The sequence below is a fragment of the Paraburkholderia sp. CNPSo 3076 genome (assembly GCF_026343935.1).
GTDB lineage: Bacteria > Pseudomonadota > Gammaproteobacteria > Burkholderiales > Burkholderiaceae > Paraburkholderia > Paraburkholderia nodosa.
On the sequence record NZ_JAPMAL010000036.1, the window covers coordinates 40,757 to 58,276 of the forward strand.

The window sequence follows — 17,520 nt, forward strand, 5'->3', positions numbered from 1 at the left end:
AAATGCACGTCGATGGCATGGGCGATAGTCGACATTACCGGCTCGATGCGATTTTCCCGGCAAGAGTTGCAGCGCGAGGCTGCATGCAAAGAAGCATGCGTCAACGTTACTTGCGGCTCGTGGGGAGCGGGAGTGGGTCACTGAAACGCTGTATCCCGGCGCTTATAACGCGGCGTAATACACGGTTACAGCATGCCGTTGGTCCATATCGCCAGCAGCGCTTTCGATCTGAAAAAATGTTGGTTCGTTCGCACCCGTCATGCAGATAGGCTGCGTACTTCGCCAGCGCGCAGGTTCGGTGTCAGCGCAACGGCAATGAGAAGAGAAGGAAAACCGATAATGAAAAGCAGCATCTGGGGCGCAGTGCCAGGCGCACTGTTGACGGCACTTCTGGTCGTGGCATCGACGTCCGCGCATGCGGATCGTCTGGACGACATCAAACGCGCGGGCGTGTTGCGCGTTGCTGCATTCGACAGCAATCCGCCGTTCGGTTTCGTCGATCCGAACGACAATCAAATCGTTGGGCTCGACGTGGACTATGCGCGCGCCGTCGCCGAAAGCCTGGGTGTGAAACTCGAAGTTCAGCCCACCAATCCCGCCAATCGCATCGCCTTTCTGAAGTCGGGCAAGGTCGATCTGGTATTCGCCAACTTTACGATTACCGACGATCGCAGGAAGGAAGTGGATTTCAGCACACCGTACTTCGCGTCCGGCACCCAGTTCATTGCGAAGAAGGGTGTGTTGAAGTCTTCGGAACAGCTCAATGGTCTGCGTATCGGCGCGGATAAAGGGACGACCAACGAACAGCAGGTGCGTGCGAAATTCCCTGGCGCAACCATCGTCGCTTACGATGACACGCCTTTCGCTTTCGCTGCGCTGCGTACGGGCAACGTGCAGGCCATCACGCAGGACGGCCCGAAGCTCGTCGCGCTGCTTGCACGCGCGCCGGACAAGGCGGGCTACGAGATTTCCCCGTTCACGATCTCGAACGACTACGAAGGCGTTGGCGTGCCCAAAGGCGAGACGCGGCTGCTCGATGCGGTGAACAGCACGCTGACGCACCTGGAAAGCGACGGCGAAGCCGCGCAGATTTACGACAAGTGGTTCGGCCCGAAGAGTGCGGCACCGCTGCCCCGTCTGTTCAAGATCGGCGACCCGCAAAAGAACGGTTGAGCGCGGCGCCCGATTCATGCATAACTGGCTTGAACCGAAGTATCTCGCGTGGCTCGAACAAGGTTTCTTCGTCACGCTGATGCTCTCTGCCTGCGCGGCGTCGTGTGCGACGCCGCTGGGCTTTCTGCTGGCGGTTGCGCGCACGGCGCGCACTGGCGCGATTGCGCGCGCTGCGGTGCTCTACGTGTTCGTCTTCCGCAATTCTCCGCTGCTCGTTCAATTGCTGTTCTGGTACTTCGGCGTCGCGGCCGTCTTGCCGTCCGGATGGATGACCTGGCTTAACATGCCGCACCTGGCGACGTTTGGACCGCTCACGCTGCGCTGGCCGAGTTTCGAACTGTTCGCCGGCTGGGTCGGATTGACGTGCTACACCACGGCGTTCATCGGCGAAGAGTTTCTGGCCGGCATGCGCGGCGTGAACCACGCACAGTGGCAGGCGGCCACCGCGCTTGGCATGCGCCGGTACGCGAGCCTGCGCTACGTGATCCTGCCGCAGGCGTTGCACATCGCGACGCCGCCACTCGCTGGCCAATACATGAACGTGATCAAAAACTCGTCGCTGACGATGGCGATAGGCATCGGCGAACTATCGTACATGTCGCGGCAGGTCGATACCGAAAGCTTCAGGACCTTCCAGGCATTCGGCACCGCGACCGTATTCTATGTGCTGGCCATCGCGGTCATCGAGGTCGCGCTGGTGCTCTGGCAACGCGCCGGCCAGCACGGTTCGCAGCGAGGCCGTGCGTGAACGGGTTCGCGTGGTTACCGGCTTTGCGTTATTTGCTGATCGGCGCGTTTCCGGCGGGACCGCTGGGAGGCGTTGCGCTAACGATCGCGCTTTCGGTGGTGTCGGCGCTTCTCGCGGCCCTGATCGGATTCGCGCTTGGCGTTGCGCTCGCAATGACGCGCGGAGTCGTCCGTCTCGCGCTGACCGCGGCGGTCGCGTTCTTTCGCGCGATACCCGTGCTGATGCTGATTTTCTGGACCTTCTTCCTGATGCCAATCCTGCTGCACGTCGACGTTCCTGGTCTTGCAACGGTCGTGTGTGCGCTGGCGCTGATCGGCGGCGCGTATCTGTCGCATTCGGTCTATGCGGGCATCACGTCGATCGCCGCAGGGCAGCGGCAGGCAGCGCTCTCGCTTGGCTTGACGCGCTGGCAGGCATTACGCGAAGTCATCCTGCCGCAAGCCGTGCGGGTGATGATGCCGTCGTTCGTCAATCAGGGGGTGGCGTTGATCAAGGATACGTCGCTCGCCTATATCGTCGGCGTGCCGGAATTCACGTTCCTCGCCAATCAGCTCAATAACCGTCTGCTGGTGTACCCGGCGCAAATCTTCCTGTTCGTCGGGCTCGTCTATCTGCTGCTGTGCGGTGCGTTGCAATGGGGCGCCAATGCGCTGCTCGCGCGCCGTGAGCCACGCTTTTAACCGATGCGCACAAATGTTGTTCCCGTGCGGTTCTTTATCTCGAGTGCTCACCTGTCTACGATGCGTTCAGCTGCTGCAAACGACCGTCTGCAGCCCTTCATAGACATCGAGGTGAATCATGAAAGTGAAAGTTGTGGCTTCGGCCCTGTCAATCGCAGTGGCGCTCGCCGCGCCTGCAATCGCATTGGCTCAATCTAACGGCGCACTCACCCGTGCGCAGGTTCGCAATCAGCTCGTCCAGCTCGAAAGGGCAGGATATCGGCCCGGAGACGGCGATCAGACGACTTATCCTCAGCAGATCCAGCAGGCCGAAGCGCGGGTGGCCGGTTCGGCGGCGGCGTCGAGCGGCTATGGCGGGGTGGCCAGTGGGACTTCCTCATCCGGGCAAGCCGCGCCGGCCGCACCCCAGGCGGATATTCCGGGTCTGCGACCGATCTACAGCGGCCAATGACTCACCGGATTGCCGAGGACGGCCGCGTCGGCTCGATGACCCTGATCTACCCTGGGCAGACTTTCGGCTGACAGCCAACGGGCCAGATCCCACGGGCGTGGCTAGCGCTCTGATCAAGCCTGTCACAACGATGACGCGATGGATTCAATCAGAGTCCTCAGCCACTGCTGCGCAGGATTGGCATCGCTTCGGCGATGCCAGATCAAATGGAAGACGATCTCTGGCAGTGCGACAGGCGGTGGAAACAATGCCAGTTGCCTGCCTGCCGGCGAATTGAGCGCAACCCGCTTCATGACCGTGGCGGCCATGCCCGTGCGCGCGACGACGGCCGGCACCGCGAACATCTGCGGCAGGGTCAGCGCGAGGGTGCGCTGCTTGCCCTGTTGCGCCAGCGCCTGATCCACCAGGCCATGCCGATCACCTTCGGGCGACACAAGCACATGGGGCAGGGCGAGATACGTCTTCATGTTCATCCCGCGGCGTGCCGCGGGATGATCGCGGGCGATGATCGTGACGAACTCGTCGCGCAGAATCGGGCGCGTCAATATTCGACCTTCCGGATGCGTGGGCGTGACGCCGATGGCCGCGTCGATCATGCCGGCATCGAGCAAGTCGACGGCATGGTCGCGGTCGGTGAAGGCGCGCACATTGATCGAGATACTGGGTGCCTGTTGCCCGACCGCCTGCAGCAACGTTGGCAGAAACACGTGGGCCGGGTAATCGGACAGGCCCAGGTTGAACGTCAGCGCCGCGTTGCCGGGCACGAATTCGGGCTTCTTTACCAACGTGGCTTCGATCTCGCGGAGCGCCCGCGAGATGGGCCCGGCCAGCTCCCGCGCGCGTGGCGTCGGCAACAGACCGTCAGAGCTGCGCAGGAACAGCGGATCGCCGAACAGCCTGCGCAGCCGCGACAGCGCCGCGCTCATGGCCGGCTGGCTCACGCCGACCTGTGTGGCGGCACGCGTCACGTTGCACTCGCTCATCAGGGCGTCAAAGGCCGCCAGCAGGTTCAAATCAATGCCATGAAAATCCATATGGCGAATAATAGTTTATATCGTGTAGTTGTTGGACGGATTTGGCAGGGGCTCGCACACTCTCGCCATCGCTAACTATCCGCGAGCAAACCTATGAATGCACTCGACTCCGACCGTCTCCGCACTGAGCGCCTGGCCGTGGAAACGCTGTACCGCGCGTTCAGCGAAAAGGACCCCGATCTCGTCGACACTGTGTTGGCCCCCGACTGGAGCGACATTCCTCTGGCACCGGGGCAAGGTCCCGGACCCGAAGGCATCAAGCCGATTATCCGTAGCCTGAGTCAGGCCTTCCCAGATGTCCGCATCGTCATCCATGACCTGATCCAGGTGCCCGGCCAGATCGCGGTGCGTGCCGAAATCAGCGGCACGCATCACGGCGAGCTGTTCGGCATTGCGCCCACCGGCAAGCAGGTCAGCTTCCGTCTGCATGAGTTTCACGCGCTGGACGGCCAGCGCGTGACCACCACGTGGCACATGGAGGACTGGTTTGGCCTTTTTCTTCAGATCGGCCAATTTCCGGCGCAACCCTGAACCAACGCAGGTGCGCAGAGCTGACAGGTGCAAGGCAAAAAACAGTCGCACAGCTATGCGGGAATGAACATGCCGATGGCTGCTACGGCCATAACGGCAGTTGCAGTCCAGCCGCCAAATTTCAGGACCCCTGATATTGCGAACTTTCCCATCACGCGGCGACTGGTTCCCATCAACATGACGACGATCATGACGGGTACGGCGGCAAGCCCATTGACGACAGCGCTCCAGTAAAGCGCTTTCACCGGGTCGAGGTGGCAGAACGTAATCGCGACGCCGCCCAGGATGGCCACGACGATGACGGAATAGAACTCGCGCGCCAGCGTGAGGTGTAAAGACAGGCTATTGCGCCACCGAAACGCGCCCGCCGCACCATAGGCCGCCGAACCGGCCAGCACGGGCAGCGCGAGCAGCCCGGTTCCCAGGATACCCGCGGCAAACACTAACGCTGTGAAATGCCCGGCAATGGGAGCAAGCGCCTTCGCCGCATCCGCCGAAGTCTGGATGCTGATATTGTGCGCGTGCAGCGTTGCGGCTGCGGTCAACATGATGAAAAATCCCACGCCATTCGAGACGCCCATGCCGATCCAGGTATCGGCGGTGATCCTGTCGAGCTGCCTGTATGCACGGAATGACGAGACCCAGCGTAACGGATGTTCGCCCGGCTTCGATCGAAGTTCCTCGACTTCCTGTGAAGCTTGCCAAAAGAACAGGTAAGGGCTGATCGTGGTTCCGAGGACGGCGACGACGGTGGTGAGATAGTCGCCAGACAGTGGTGCACGCGGGCGGACCACGGAAAGAGCGACTTGCGCCCAGTCGACCGGAACGACGAACGCCACTGCGACGTACGCAAAGAGCACGATGGTCAGCCACTTCAGGAAGCGTGCGTAACTTTCGTAGGGAACGCAGATCTGGAGGATTGCGGAAAACGCGCCCAGCGCGACCACGTAAAGTTGCTCAGGGCCACGCACCAGCAAACCGATGGCTGCGCCCATGGCCGCCAGGTCCGCGGCAATGTTGATCGTGTTGGCGACCGCGAGAAGCAGCACCAGAACGATCACAAGCCAGCGGGGACCAAAAGCTCGCATGTTGGAGGCAAGTCCTTTGCCAGTCACACGTCCAATTCGTGCGCTGATCATCTGGATGGCGACCATCAGCGGATAGGTCAACAGAAGCGTCCATAGCAGCGCGAAACCGAATTTCGCGCCGGCCTGGGAGTACGTGCCAATTCCGCTCGGATCGTCATCCGCGCCGCCCGTTACGAGCCCGGGCCCTAGCCGCGACAGCCACGAGCGTTCCGTCCGATCAGTGACGGCGCTTTCAGGTTCAAGTTTTTCGTTGTCGGCCACGGAGATCTTCCTGGAGCGCTCGGGATGCAGCGTCGCGATGAACTCGCAAGTCTCGTGCCGCATGATGGCCTGATCAGGGGGCGATCCAGCTGTGGATCCAGACGTCACCGTGACGGACAAACAGCGCGCGCTGCTGACGATCCGTCGACGAAAGGTCTAGCCAATCCAGGCGCGCGGGACGCAACTCGACGACGCCGAAATGTTTGAGGCCTTCGGCCTGACCAGGAATATCGTGTGTCTCGTCGAACGCATCACCCGAATGGCTCATGGGAGTTCCGGGCGGGAGGCGCGTGCGGTAGACAATAAGATCGTGGTCTGGACTGGACCTCCATGCATCGATTCGCGCTCGCCCGTCGCGAAGGATTCGGGTTTCGCCATATACGCGGATTTGCAGGTTGCGTACGGGATCGCAACCGACGAGCGCGATGCGAGGTTCCCGGCTTAGTTCGGCAATCTTCGGCGAGCGCAGGTCGGTATGGAAAGTAAGCCGGTTCTCGGCTTCATTGGCGCTCCGAAGCAGGACGGTGCGCACATTCGGGGAACCATCAAGGCTGATCGTCGCTGCCTGCATCACCTTGAACGGCTGGCCATCTTCGCGTACAGCGGCAGCGAGGCAATCCCAGATTCGGGCATAAATCTGATCGAGGTTCATCGAGTTCGTTCCTGGCAGGCTGACTATGACGTGACGACGGACCGGAATCAGAAGAGAAGAGCACGCTCAATGCCCGGGAACGTGCCCTGCGGGGCAGGGTGCACTCCGCACGTCTTGTACCTCTTCTCGATGAAAGCCGGCCTGAGCCTACGTTTTCGACGCGAGCATGCCAATCGAAGCGAACTCCCGGCGCACGCCTGGGCGGCGGACATTGGCCCGGGTCTCGGCACAGTCGCAACGGACAATGACCCGGGCGGCATCCTGACGTATTCGCTGGCCGGCGCGCAATATGGTTTCGATCTGCTATGGGTGTGCGTTCTTTCGTATCCGTCGATGGTAGCGCTCCAGTTGATCGCGACGCGCGTCGCCGCTGTCACGGGCAAGGGCCTTACGGAGAACATGCGCGAGCACTATGCGCGCTACGCTAACGTGCTCAAGTGGCTAGCGCTCTCGCTGTTCGCGTATGCCGGCGTGATGTTCGTGACCGACGTGCCGTGGCGCGTCGTGGCGTGGCATGCCCTGGTGCCCGGTTTCACCTGGTCCGAAGACTACTTCGGGATGCTGCTTGCGGTGCTTGGCACCACGGTCAGCCCGTATCTGCTGTTTTCGCAGGCGGAACAGGAAGTCGAAGAGCGTACGCGCGCGGGGGAAAGCTGCGAACGGCGTCATGAAGACCCACCTCAGCTGAAAAAGATGCGACGCGATACGCTCGTGCGCACGCTGTTTTCCAACGCCTGCGGGGCGCTTATCCTCGTCGCGGCTGCCGTTACGCTCCACGCCGCGCACCAGCCGGTCAGCAGCACCCAGGCCGCTGCACTTGCGATCGCTCCGATCGCGCGTGGATACGCGTCGCCTGTGCTCGGTCTTGCGCTCCTCGGCACCGCGCTGCTTGCGCTCCCGCCTCTGGCGGGTTCGGCGGCGCACGCTGCCGCCAGTTCGTTCGGCTGGCCGCAGGGTGCGCGGCGAGACCGCCGCATTGCCGGCGTTCTCGTTGTGCTCATGGTGGTGAGTGCGGCCATTGCGTTGCTGTTCCATGTTTCCGGGGTCGATCCAGTCAAGGCCTGCTATTGGAGTGCCTTGGCCAATGGCATGACCGTTGCGCCGGTCCTCATCCTGCTCTTGCTGTTGAGCCGGCGCCGCGAGGCGGTGGGTGAAATGAAGGCGCGCGCGATCACTCGCGCATTATGCTGGCTGGCCACCCTTGCTACGGGCGCGGCGTTGGCAGTGCATACCGTTTTGCAGTTCACATGAGAGCCCATGAATGGCGAAGTCACGCGCAACCGGTATCTTGTGTCTGGATATCCGCGTCCTGGCGCGCACAAGCTCGCAGGTGCTCGCCTGTCCTTCCGCGCCTCGCCCAATCAAAATCCCAGCATTTCGCGCGCTGCGTCGATGGACACAGGCGAGCGCATAGGCGGTGGGCGCAGGCATCCGGCATGCGCATGCAGTCTGGCCTTTGCTGCGTACGCCACGATCGGACTTCGGGTGGCATGACGCAATGTCACGCCAATACTAGGGAGTTCGAATGATCGGGGTAGTTATTCCTGCACACAACGAAGCGCGCCTGATCGCCGCGTGTCTTGCCTCGGTGCGGTGCGCCGCGTCGCATCCTGCGCTGCGAGGCGAAGCGGTTCGTCTGCTCGTGGTGCTCGACGCCTGCACGGATACAACGGCTGCGATCGTCTTGGACTTCGGGTTCGAGGCGCTATGCGTAGAAGCCCGCAACGTTGGCGTCGCCCGGGCCGCCGGTGCGCAGGCTCTGCTTGCATGCGGCGCCCGCTGGCTGGCCTTTACCGACGCCGACAGCCACGTCGCGCCCGATTGGCTTGCCGCCCAACTCGCGCTTGCCGCGGACGCCGTGTGCGGGCCCGTGAGCGTGGACGACTGGAGCGCGCTGGCGCCTTGCGCCCGCGCGGCCTGGGAACGGCGCTACCGCGACGCAGACGGGCATCGCCACATTCATGGCGCAAACCTGGGCGTCGCGGCGCACGCGTATTTGCGCGCTGGAGGGTTTCCGCCGCTTGCCTGCAGCGAAGACGTCGCGCTGGTCGACCTGCTGATCGCGACGGGCGCCACGCTCGCGTGGAGCGCGGCGCCGCGCGTGGTGACCAGCGGGCGGCGCGACGCGCGTGCGCGCGGCGGCTTCGGCGACACGCTCGCCGCGTGGGCAGACGGTGTGGACGACAGCGAGCGGCCGGTTGCGCCTTGAGTCTCAGCGTGTCTTCACGCGCGTTCGCGGCGCGCGACGCTGAGCCGATCGCGGCTCCAGACATCGAGCAGGAAATCCGTATCTTCGACCTGAACGACGGCAAGCAGCGCGGCGTTTGCCGCCGCCTGCGCGAAGATGCCGTGCACCTGGACGCTTTGCAGCATCCACGTCTCGCCGCCGTGACGCCAGTGGCAGCATGCAAGCGTGCCATCGGCGGCGAGCGAGGACGCGGCTAGCGTGGCGAGTGAAGTGCAGTCGCTTGCGTTCAGGTAGTACGCGAATTCGCTCATCACGATCAAGTCGAACTGGCCGGCGGGCCAGTCGCGCGGCATGGCGAGCGCGTGCACGTCCACGTTCGCGAACGCGGCAAGGCGCGCCCGTGCCGCGGCCACGGCGCGAGACGAGAAGTCCGCGCAAAGCAGATGCTCGCAACGCCGCGCCAGGCCGGCGGACAAGGCCCCGATTGCGCAACCCGGCTCGAACGCATTGCGATACCGCTCGCGCGGCAGCGACGCGAGCAGCAGCGCACGCTTGCGCGCCTCGTACCAGCTGTCGCGGTAGTGCCATGGATCGGGGCTCGCGGCGAACTTGCTGTCGAAATAGCTGGCGAGCGATGCGGGGGGACCGTCCATCGTTATCCTTGCGATTACCGGTTTTAGAGCCGCCAGTCTTCGCCGGACTCGAGTACCGCGCCGGCGAGCGCGGCAAGATCGGCTTCCGCATGGCTCTGGCGCACGAAGACCGGCAGGTCGGCGCTCACGCGCGCGACCCAGCGGTCGCGGCACAACGGCGCCGCGCCCATGCCGCGTGCGCAAGCACGCAGGGTACTGTCCACAGCGCTTTCCACGGCACATCGCGCGCGCAAAGCGTGCCGCGTAGCGTCCGCGCGCGGCGCGCCGTCGATGGCGGCCGCGCACTCGCGCAGGCACGCACGCGCGGCGACGAGCGCCACGTCGGCGGCGCCCTGGTGTGCACGCAAATAAGGATTGTCGCGGCGCTGCGCCGCGTCGCGCAGTCTCGCCGCGAGCGCCGAAGCGGCACCGTACCAGCAAGCCGCGATACCCGCTCCGCCGTGCCAGAAGCCGGGGCGGCGCACATACGCACCAGGGTCGCCCACGAGCGTTGCATGCGCATCGGCAAAGTCGACTTCCACGCTTTGAGTGGCTTCCATGCCGACCGCTTCCCAGCCGCGCTCGCTGACCGTTACGCCTGGCTGGTCCACGGGCAGGGCGGCGAGCCAGTCGCTCCCGTCTGCATCGACGCAGGTCACGAGCGCATGCGTAACAAAGCGCGCGCCCGAGCACCATGCCTTGGTGCCAGCGAGCTTCACGGCCTTGCCGTCGCGCGAAGCAAAGCTCAATTCGTTGCCCGGCGAGCGAGCGGCCCAGACGGCCCAGACAGGCTGCCTGGCAAGGGAAGGGGCTTCGCAGCGCGCAGCCGGCGCGAGTTCGGCGAGGATCGCGCGGGCGTCGGCGTGCGCTTCATAAATCTTGACTAGTGCGAGGTCGCGCGCTGCTACCTCCGCGAGAAATTGCCAGCGCGCGAGCGTGTTGCCCGCGCCTGGCATCGGCAGGACAGGAAACGCCGCCGCAAGACGCGCAGTCGCGCCGGCGAGCGTCGTCGTGTCGAGCGGCATGGGTTCGCTGACCAACAGTGCATCGAGTTCCGCCTGCCAGTGCGCGGGTAAATCGGACATGGTGGACTCCTGACCCATGTGAGTTGCCTGAATTTCAGCAAGCGGCATGCCTTCGCGCGCCCACCCTGGATGGGTAGGACGCGTGTGCGAGCCCGCTTCATTCAGGCGCATGCCAGTCCTAGAGCTTCGGGCCACCCATCCCGGGAGGCTCGATGCCGCTGCCCGGCGCGAGCGGATCATCCTGCCAATGCGCGCGCGCGCCGTAGTAGTCGTGCACCGTGGCCGCCCAGCCGATGTCGGCCATGGAAGGCCAGTGGTCCTTGTCGAAGCCCGGCGCATTCTTGACGCGCTCGCCGGTCACGTTCAGCACGAAGCATTTCTGTGTGGTGTCGAGCGTGAGCGCGGCCCACGGCAGCGCGAGCAGCTTGTCGCCAATGCCGAGAAAGCCGCCGCTCGACATGACCGCGTAGGCAATCCGTCCGCGCTCGACATCCAGCATGATGTGCTTGATCTTGCCAATTTCTTCGTTATCCGAACTGAAGACGCGATCGCCTTCGAGCGTGCTCGAGGCCATGATGGATGGGCCTGGGCCGGCCGCGGTCTCACTGCCTTTGCCGACGATACGCGCGCCGGTCTGCGGGGAATCGGGGTTCATCGCCATGATGGGCTCCTGAAATGATCGAAGGTTGCGTGAAGCGTTCGCATCGCCCGCGCGACCCGGCGGTTTTACCCGCAGACCGCGCGGAGACGGTGCATCGATCATTCCGCAACCCGCGCGCCCGGGTCGACACGCCATGGCAGCGGGGCCAGCCGGAACGCCAATTGCGTGGGAGAGACGTTCGACGAGCCGAATCGAGAAGGAATCCATCATGAAACCGATTGCCTGGGACGCCTATAGCGAAGGACGCAAGGCGCCGCTGACCGCGAAGGCGGGGGAGGGTTACGCCGGTTCCGATTATGACCTCTCCACGGAATGGGGCTTGACGCACGAGCGCCTTGAAGCCGCGCAGCGGCGCCAGCGGGAGGGCGGTACGCGCTCCCGCGCGCTCGTGGTGAATGCTTCGTCGCGCAATGACTATACGTGCCCGGGAGAAATGCGAACCCGATCTCCACGGCAAGCATCCGGACGAAGCGAAGGCGCTTGAACTGGCGGGCTGGCGTTATCCTAAGCGTCTTGCGGGGAGTGCGTACGGCGCGATCGTGCATGGCGATGTGGCTGGCATCGAGGCACGCGCCGCGCGCTTGCCGACTGGCTCGACTGGATGGATCGCCGCGGGTATGGCGCGCATCGATCGTATGGGTTACTGCGAACCCTACGCGAGCTCGCATGACACGCTCGACGCCGACATGCGCTTCCGGGAGGAGGTGGCTGGGAAAGCGGTGGTCGCGCTCCGCGCAGGCAAGCTGCATTGCGCCGACGAAAGTATCGAGCCACCGCGTGCCAAATAAATCTGCTCAGCATTGCACAGCAATGTGCAGTTGTAGAAGCTACGTGCAAGCGCTGCAAGCTGTACGAATTGCAGCCCCACTGCGCCATATCGCGTGCATGCCCATTGTGCGTCTGGAGCTTGAAGCGAAAAAAGGAGAGACGATGTCGAATGCTGCGCCTCACGACATATGCGACGGCGCGCCGCGGCTGATCGTGGTTTCGCCACATCTGGACGATGCAGTACTCGGCTGCACAGGTCTGCTTGCGAGGTGCCCCGGTTCGATCGTTTGCACGGTGTTCGCGGGCGAGCCTGCCGCGCCGATGCATACGCAATGGGATGAAGCCGGCGGCTTTGCCGATGCGCACGAAGCCGTGCGTGCACGCAAGCGGGAGGACGAACGTGCGCTTGCACTGTGTGGCGCTACACCGATGTGGCTGGATTTTCTGGATGGACAGTATGGCGCGACGCCGGCTGTCGAAGACGTTGCGCGCACGTTGGCCGAGCAGTTTGCGCGTTTTGGCGCCTATTTGCCCGTGTGTCCGTTCGGCCTGTGGCATTCCGATCATCAACTCGTGGGCGCCGCGTGCCGTTTACTGCTGCAAACCGAGCGTCTTACACGATATATCGCCTATGAGGACGCTATTTACCGCGCAATGCCTGGTGTGCTCGACGTGGGCTTCCGGCGCCTCGAAGCAGAGCGCCTGCGGGTGAGCCCGATGAGTGCGCAGGCGTTCGGCCGGTATCCGGCTCGGCGGCTCGCGGCGATCAAGCGGCGTGCGGTGGGGGCGTACCCGAGCCAGGTGCGTGCATTCGGGCCGTTTCCACCGGATGTGGAGCGGGCCGAGCGTTACTGGCGGGTGGAGCGGCGGTCAAACAGCGGCGAGCGCGAGCCGTGAATTGACCTTGAGAGCGCAAGCGTCGTCGCGGTACGGCGGGCGCGGTTCGAACCTGCGAATCACGTTGGGCTGGAAGATGAGGCAATACGTGCTGCCGCCATACTGGAAGAAGCCGAGTTCTTCGCCCTTGTCCACATGCTGGCCTGGCAGCGCCACGATGCGGCAGGAAGAAACCTCGGCCATGCCGACAAACACGCAGGCCACGAGCCCAAGCGCCGCTTCATCGGCTTCGATCAGCATGACCGCGCGCGCCGCGACCGCCGTTGTGTAGCCCTGAGAATCGTTCAGGCCGCGTGCGTCGGTGCCCTCGGCCTCGATTTCTGAGTAGTAGGTGCCATCCACGTTGTACGCCTCGCGTACCGTCCCTGCGATGGGCGCGTGCCAGCGGTGGTAGTTGAACGCGCTCAGATAGCCCTGATACACGCTGCCGCACACGAAGCGTTCAGCCACGCTTCGTTCGGTGCCGGCCAGAATTTCGCGCAGCGAATACGGCTGCGCCTTGATCCAGAAGCGGTCGTGAAGTTGGCAACGGTCGCTCACGTCGTAGGGCGACGCTTCGCAGGCGTTGACGATCACGGCTGCGTTCGACGGGTCGTCGACGGGGCGCGCGCCTTCGCGCAGGCGCCGCGTGAAGAAGTCGTTCCAGGATGCGAAGCCCCAATAAGGCTGCGAGCGTTCGCATAGGTAGTCGTCCAGATGCATCGTCTCCTGCGCTCGCTCGCTGAACCAGCCGTGCGGCGCCTGCGTGGTCAGATGCGAGCGCGAATGCGGACCGCTCAGGAAACTGCACCAGTACGAGAGCACGTTGCGCAATTGCGTATTGAAGGCAGGGTCGCGAAACACGGCGTAGCCCGACGGCGTCAAGTGGCTCGAGCCTCAGCGGCCTGCTCGCGCGATCCAGTCGGGAAGCGCGCGCGAACGGTTCAAAAGACACCGCAAAAGGTGTTGCGGTGAAGCCGCAGAAACCCGCGATGGGAAATCCGCCGTCGCGGGCCGCGCGATCGTCTGCAGCGAAAAAGCCTCCACGTGTGCGCTCGCCGTCCGAGGCGGCTTCCCGGTGATCTGGCGGCAGTCGTAGCGTGTCTCATTGCCCGAAAAAATTGACATGCCCTTTTTCGTCTTCTTGCACTTCCTTCCTGACCAGTCTTCGAAGCTCCTGAAGTGCCTTCAGGCTGACTATCAGGTTTTCAAGTCATTTTTCAGAATCCTCGCGGGTGCGTAGGCTTTGGCCGATCGACTCAAGACGATGCTCCTGGTCCGCTATTCGTTGTTCGCAATCGCGTAACTTCGCGTCGATCATGGCATGTTCGTCTATCGGCCTTGTGTGCGCCATGGTGGCCCTCCCAGATTGCCGGGCGCTGTGTGCGGCGAACGCCACGACGCCAAGCCTGATCCTACGCCATGATGCCCAATCGCTGCAGGCTACCGAGCCGTGCTTCGCACATGGATCGGCATTGCGCAGTGCACAAGGCGGATGCGGATTGCCCGTGTTGCATAATCTGGTAGACGGCGGACTCGCGGCCGGGGAACATGCCGGTTCGTTTCGCCTGGTAACGACGGAACGCGCAATGGCCGCCTGCCTATGCGCTGCAAGGGCGCAGTCTTGAATTTTATCGGACGTCGACATCGACGAGGGGGGGCTGATGGAAGGCGACCAGTACCACGACATCGATTCTTTATGGCTGCGGTCCCTGGTCATGCGCGTTTCGGAATACGCAATCTTCAGGCTCACCGAGCTAGGGGAGGTTGCCAGCTGGAATCCTGGCGCCAGGCGTATCACTGGCTACGACCCTGCCGAAATCATCGGCCGGCAATTCTCCACCTTCTACACGGAGGAGGACCGGCGCAACGGCGTCCCGGAAGCCGGGCTTCATGCCGCGCGGGAGCACGGGCAATACGAAACCGAAGGCTGGCGGGTGCGTAAGGACGGCACGCGTTTCTGGGCCAGTGTCCTGATCACGTCGCTCCGCACGGTTGGCGGTACATTCATCGGCTACGGCAAGATCGTGCGTGACATGACCGACAAGCGCCGCGCTCATGAAGCTGTGACGGAAAGCGAGCGGCGATTCAGGCTGCTGGTGCAAGGCGTGGCCGACTACTCGATATTCATGTTGTCACCGGAAGGATATGTGACGAACTGGAACCTTGGAGCGGAACGCGTCAAGGGATATGAGGCGAGCGATATAATCGGCTCTCATTTCAGGCGGTTTTATACGGCCGAAGACGCGGCAGAGGGGCTGCCAGAGCGCAGCCTGGGCACCGCTGCGACAGAGGGGCGCTTCGAGACTGAGGGATGGCGGGTCAGGAAAGACGGCAGCAGGTTCTGGGCCAATGTCGTCATTGACGCGATACGCGACGAGGAAGGAAAGCTGATCGGCTTTGCCAAGATTACGCGCGATGTCACGGAACGCAAGACCGCTCAGGAAGAACTTGAAAAGGCGCGCGCGGCGCTGCTCCAGTCGCAGAAGATGGAGGCCCTCGGAAAGTTGACCGGCGGCGTCGCGCACGACTTCAACAATGTGCTGCAGGTGTTACGCGGTAACCTGGAACTGCTCGAAGGCCGGCATGGCCGCGATGTGTGGACGAGAGAGCGTCTTAACAAGGCAATTGACGCGGTCGAGCATGGGGCGAATCTGGCGTCGCAACTGCTCGCGTTCGGGCGCCGGCAGGCGTTGCAGCCAATCGTCGTGAACCTGGCCGTCATGTTGCGCAGCATGGACGACCTGATCAGGCGGGCCTTGGGCGAAGTCGTCGATGTGGAAACCGTCATCGCCGGCGGTCTGTGGAATACGCTGGTCGATCCGAACCACCTCGAGAACGTTGTATTGAACCTTGCGATCAACGCGCGCGACGCCATGCCGGAAGGCGGCAAGCTGACGCTCGAGCTGTCGAACGCAATGCTCGACGATCACTACCGTGCACTCGCCGCGGACGTTCGCGAGGGGCAATACGTGCTGCTCGCGATCACCGACACCGGAACGGGCATGCCCTCGGACGTACTTGAGCGAGCGTTCGAGCCTTTCTTTACAACCAAGCCGGAGGGGCAAGGCACCGGCCTGGGGCTGAGCATGGCGTATGGCTTCATCAAGCAGAGCGGTGGCCATATCAGGATCTACAGTGAGCCCGGGCACGGGACTACCGTCAAGATCTATCTGCCCCGCTCTCTGGAGAGCGCTGCGGATATTGAACCCGTGGAAAGCGTTGCGCCCACCGGCGGTTCCGAAACCATTCTTGTCGTCGAGGACGACCGGCGCGTCCAGACAACGGTGGTCGAGACACTAAGGCAATTGGGCTATACGGTACTGAAAGCCGACAATGCACAAAGCGCGCTTGTGATCCTGCAAAGCGGCGTGCATGTCGACCTTATGTTCACGGATGTTGTGATGCCCGGCAGAATGCGAAGCGTCGAACTCGCGAAACGCGCGACGCGTGCGCTGCCGCATCTGAAGGTTCTTTTTACCTCGGGATACACGCAGAACGCGATCGTGCATGGCGGCCGCCTTGACCCGGGCGTGCACCTGCTAAGCAAGCCCTACAGCCGCGAGCAGCTTGCCTCCAGGATCCGCCGGCTGCTTGGCCCGGCCCGCAATCAGGACACAGGCAACCCGTCGGTCGTGCAGTCGTTGGACCGGACGGTGCACGCGCCTGCCCAGGCGCCGGCGGACGTCCCGATTCTTATCGTGGACGACGACGACGGCTCGCGGGAGGCAGTGAGCGAATTGCTGTCCAGCCTGGGCTATGACGTGCAACAGGCCGGCAGCGCGGAACAGGCAATGCAAGTATTGATGGCGGGAAAAGCGGATGTGCTTCTCACGGATATCGTGCTTCCAGGACAGTCGGGCGTTGAACTCGCCCGGTCTGCGGTTGAGTGTCATCCGGGTATCAGGATCGTGTTCGCGTCCGGCGGTGAAGCCCCGTCTCCCGACGCGCTTGGATTCGACTTCGCTTCTCTTCGCAAGCCGTTCACTGCAGAACAGTTTCATTCGCTTATCGCAGCGATGCACGGACAGGCTAAGCGGAATGAAGACGAATAAGCCGATAGTTGTCCCAGCGATAACCCTGTAGCGATGGTTGTTCAACAACTGAAGCAACGGCGTCACCGAACTCGATTGAGTGGCTGACCATCATGCCGGCCAGAACACGCCGGCGTCCCGACTGCGCAAGCAATCCGTGTCTCTTTGCGGATGATATGAAGAAAGTGTCGCCCCTGATTAGATCGCACTGGTTCCTCGGGACGGGGCTACGCATGAACGTGCAGAGCGTTCGCGCTCCATTCCTCGATCTCATCACCCCGCGCAGTGTAATCGCTGGACGTGGGCGGACCGCGAAAGCGATTCCCGGGTGGCTAGCGGGAAAGAGGGGAAGCAAAGCCCCTTCTCGACTCCATATGTAAATCGTACCGTGCGGACGTCAAATCTGGACGGCTGATCGGAAGAAATTGGGCAGGGAATAACCTGTTCGCATGCCGCTTGGTTTTGGCGTACACAGTAGAGGGTCGTGGATAGACTGAAGTTCAGTGCGCCAATGGCAGTTGGCTGACATACGCATTGGGCGTCCATTGCAGCACAGAGAGGGATGCCGGAAACGAAAGCAGAGGCGCTCGAAGCGGCATCTTGCGCATAGCTTCGCAGGAACCAGGAGAGACAAGAAAACCCGCCGCGTGAACTGCCACGTTGAGTACACGCGTTGTCACGTCGAGCGGAATTCGCTGAAGAGCGTGGGCACGGGGGC

General features: G+C 63.0%; 16 protein-coding genes and 2 pseudogenes. 10 read left to right on the forward strand and 8 right to left on the reverse strand.

The window, feature by feature from the left end; all coding sequences use genetic code 11:
• Positions 1-339 precede the first annotated feature (339 nt).
• The 4 genes from M3A49_RS33530 (at position 340) to M3A49_RS33545 (ending at position 3,052) form a co-directional block, all read left to right on the forward strand.
• Positions 340-1,173, forward strand: coding sequence for an ABC transporter substrate-binding protein (locus tag M3A49_RS33530; protein WP_266232787.1), 834 nt, complete (start codon positions 340-342; stop codon positions 1,171-1,173).
• 16 nt (positions 1,174-1,189) lie between these two features.
• The gene (locus M3A49_RS33535) at positions 1,190-1,921 is read left to right on the forward strand and encodes an amino acid ABC transporter permease (protein ID WP_266232788.1); all 732 of its coding nucleotides are present in this window, start codon (positions 1,190-1,192) and stop codon (positions 1,919-1,921) included.
• The gene (locus M3A49_RS33540; RefSeq protein ID WP_266232789.1) at positions 1,918-2,601 is read left to right on the forward strand and encodes an amino acid ABC transporter permease; all 684 of its coding nucleotides are present in this window, start codon (positions 1,918-1,920) and stop codon (positions 2,599-2,601) included. Before M3A49_RS33535 ends, M3A49_RS33540 begins: the two co-directional genes overlap by 4 nt.
• Before the next feature lie 118 nt (positions 2,602-2,719).
• Positions 2,720-3,052, forward strand: coding sequence for a DUF4148 domain-containing protein (locus M3A49_RS33545; RefSeq protein WP_416339066.1), 333 nt, complete (start codon positions 2,720-2,722; stop codon positions 3,050-3,052).
• A 122-nt stretch (positions 3,053-3,174) separates the two neighbouring features.
• On the opposite strand, the gene M3A49_RS33550 is transcribed toward M3A49_RS33545, so the two are convergent.
• Positions 3,175-4,086 carry a LysR family transcriptional regulator gene (locus M3A49_RS33550; protein ID WP_266232790.1) on the reverse strand — a complete coding sequence of 304 codons (912 nt, stop codon included), beginning with the start codon at positions 4,084-4,086 and terminating at the stop codon, positions 3,175-3,177.
• A 93-nt stretch (positions 4,087-4,179) separates the two neighbouring features.
• On the opposite strand from M3A49_RS33550, the gene M3A49_RS33555 reads away from it, so the two are divergent.
• Positions 4,180-4,617: an ester cyclase gene (locus M3A49_RS33555; protein ID WP_266232791.1), complete on the forward strand. Its 438-nt coding sequence runs from the start codon at positions 4,180-4,182 to the stop codon at positions 4,615-4,617.
• A 53-nt stretch (positions 4,618-4,670) separates the two neighbouring features.
• Here M3A49_RS33555 and M3A49_RS33560 read toward each other — a convergent pair whose 3' ends face one another.
• The 3 genes and pseudogenes from M3A49_RS33560 to M3A49_RS33570 all read right to left on the reverse strand — a co-directional run.
• A complete protein-coding gene (locus tag M3A49_RS33560; RefSeq protein ID WP_266232792.1) occupies positions 4,671-5,966 on the reverse strand; it encodes an Nramp family divalent metal transporter in 1,296 nt (431 codons plus the stop codon).
• A 73-nt stretch (positions 5,967-6,039) separates the two neighbouring features.
• On the reverse strand, positions 6,040-6,234 hold the full coding sequence (locus M3A49_RS33565) for a hypothetical protein (RefSeq protein ID WP_266232815.1): 195 nt from the start codon (positions 6,232-6,234) through the stop codon (positions 6,040-6,042).
• Between the two features lie 141 nt (positions 6,235-6,375).
• Positions 6,376-6,618 (reverse strand): annotated as a pseudogene (locus M3A49_RS33570) (pyridoxamine 5'-phosphate oxidase family protein); the annotation flags it as partial.
• Between the two features lie 129 nt (positions 6,619-6,747).
• On the opposite strand from M3A49_RS33570, the gene M3A49_RS33575 reads away from it, so the two are divergent.
• Both M3A49_RS33575 and M3A49_RS33580 read left to right on the forward strand, forming a co-directional pair.
• Entirely contained in the window at positions 6,748-7,869 is a 1,122-nt protein-coding gene (locus M3A49_RS33575; RefSeq protein ID WP_266232793.1) for an NRAMP family divalent metal transporter, read from the forward strand.
• A 274-nt stretch (positions 7,870-8,143) separates the two neighbouring features.
• Complete coding sequence (locus M3A49_RS33580; protein WP_266232794.1) at positions 8,144-8,827, forward strand: glycosyltransferase; 684 nt, start codon at positions 8,144-8,146, stop codon at positions 8,825-8,827.
• A gap of 14 nt (positions 8,828-8,841) precedes the next feature.
• On the opposite strand, the gene M3A49_RS33585 is transcribed toward M3A49_RS33580, so the two are convergent.
• From M3A49_RS33585 to M3A49_RS33595, 3 genes are all read right to left on the reverse strand, one after another.
• Complete coding sequence (locus M3A49_RS33585; RefSeq protein ID WP_266232795.1) at positions 8,842-9,459, reverse strand: SAM-dependent methyltransferase; 618 nt, start codon at positions 9,457-9,459, stop codon at positions 8,842-8,844.
• A 23-nt stretch (positions 9,460-9,482) separates the two neighbouring features.
• Positions 9,483-10,523: an acyl-CoA dehydrogenase gene (locus tag M3A49_RS33590; protein ID WP_266232796.1), complete on the reverse strand. Its 1,041-nt coding sequence runs from the start codon at positions 10,521-10,523 to the stop codon at positions 9,483-9,485.
• Positions 10,524-10,641: 118 nt separating this feature from the next.
• On the reverse strand, positions 10,642-11,124 hold the full coding sequence (locus M3A49_RS33595) for a PRC-barrel domain-containing protein (RefSeq protein ID WP_266232797.1): 483 nt from the start codon (positions 11,122-11,124) through the stop codon (positions 10,642-10,644).
• A gap of 208 nt (positions 11,125-11,332) precedes the next feature.
• Between M3A49_RS33595 and M3A49_RS33600 the strand changes: the two are divergent.
• Both M3A49_RS33600 and M3A49_RS33605 read left to right on the forward strand, forming a co-directional pair.
• A pseudogene (locus tag M3A49_RS33600) lies at positions 11,333-11,912 on the forward strand (hypothetical protein).
• Positions 11,913-12,054: 142 nt separating this feature from the next.
• The gene (locus M3A49_RS33605; protein WP_266232798.1) at positions 12,055-12,789 is read left to right on the forward strand and encodes a PIG-L deacetylase family protein; all 735 of its coding nucleotides are present in this window, start codon (positions 12,055-12,057) and stop codon (positions 12,787-12,789) included.
• On the opposite strand, the gene M3A49_RS33610 is transcribed toward M3A49_RS33605, so the two are convergent.
• Positions 12,763-13,653 carry a phophatidylserine decarboxylase associated domain-containing protein gene (locus M3A49_RS33610; RefSeq protein ID WP_323183453.1) on the reverse strand — a complete coding sequence of 297 codons (891 nt, stop codon included), beginning with the start codon at positions 13,651-13,653 and terminating at the stop codon, positions 12,763-12,765. The genes M3A49_RS33605 and M3A49_RS33610 overlap by 27 nt on opposite strands.
• 779 nt (positions 13,654-14,432) lie before the next feature.
• On the opposite strand from M3A49_RS33610, the gene M3A49_RS33615 reads away from it, so the two are divergent.
• Positions 14,433-16,823, forward strand: coding sequence for a PAS domain S-box protein (locus tag M3A49_RS33615; RefSeq protein ID WP_266232799.1), 2,391 nt, complete (start codon positions 14,433-14,435; stop codon positions 16,821-16,823).
• Positions 16,824-17,520: the final 697 nt, after the last annotated feature.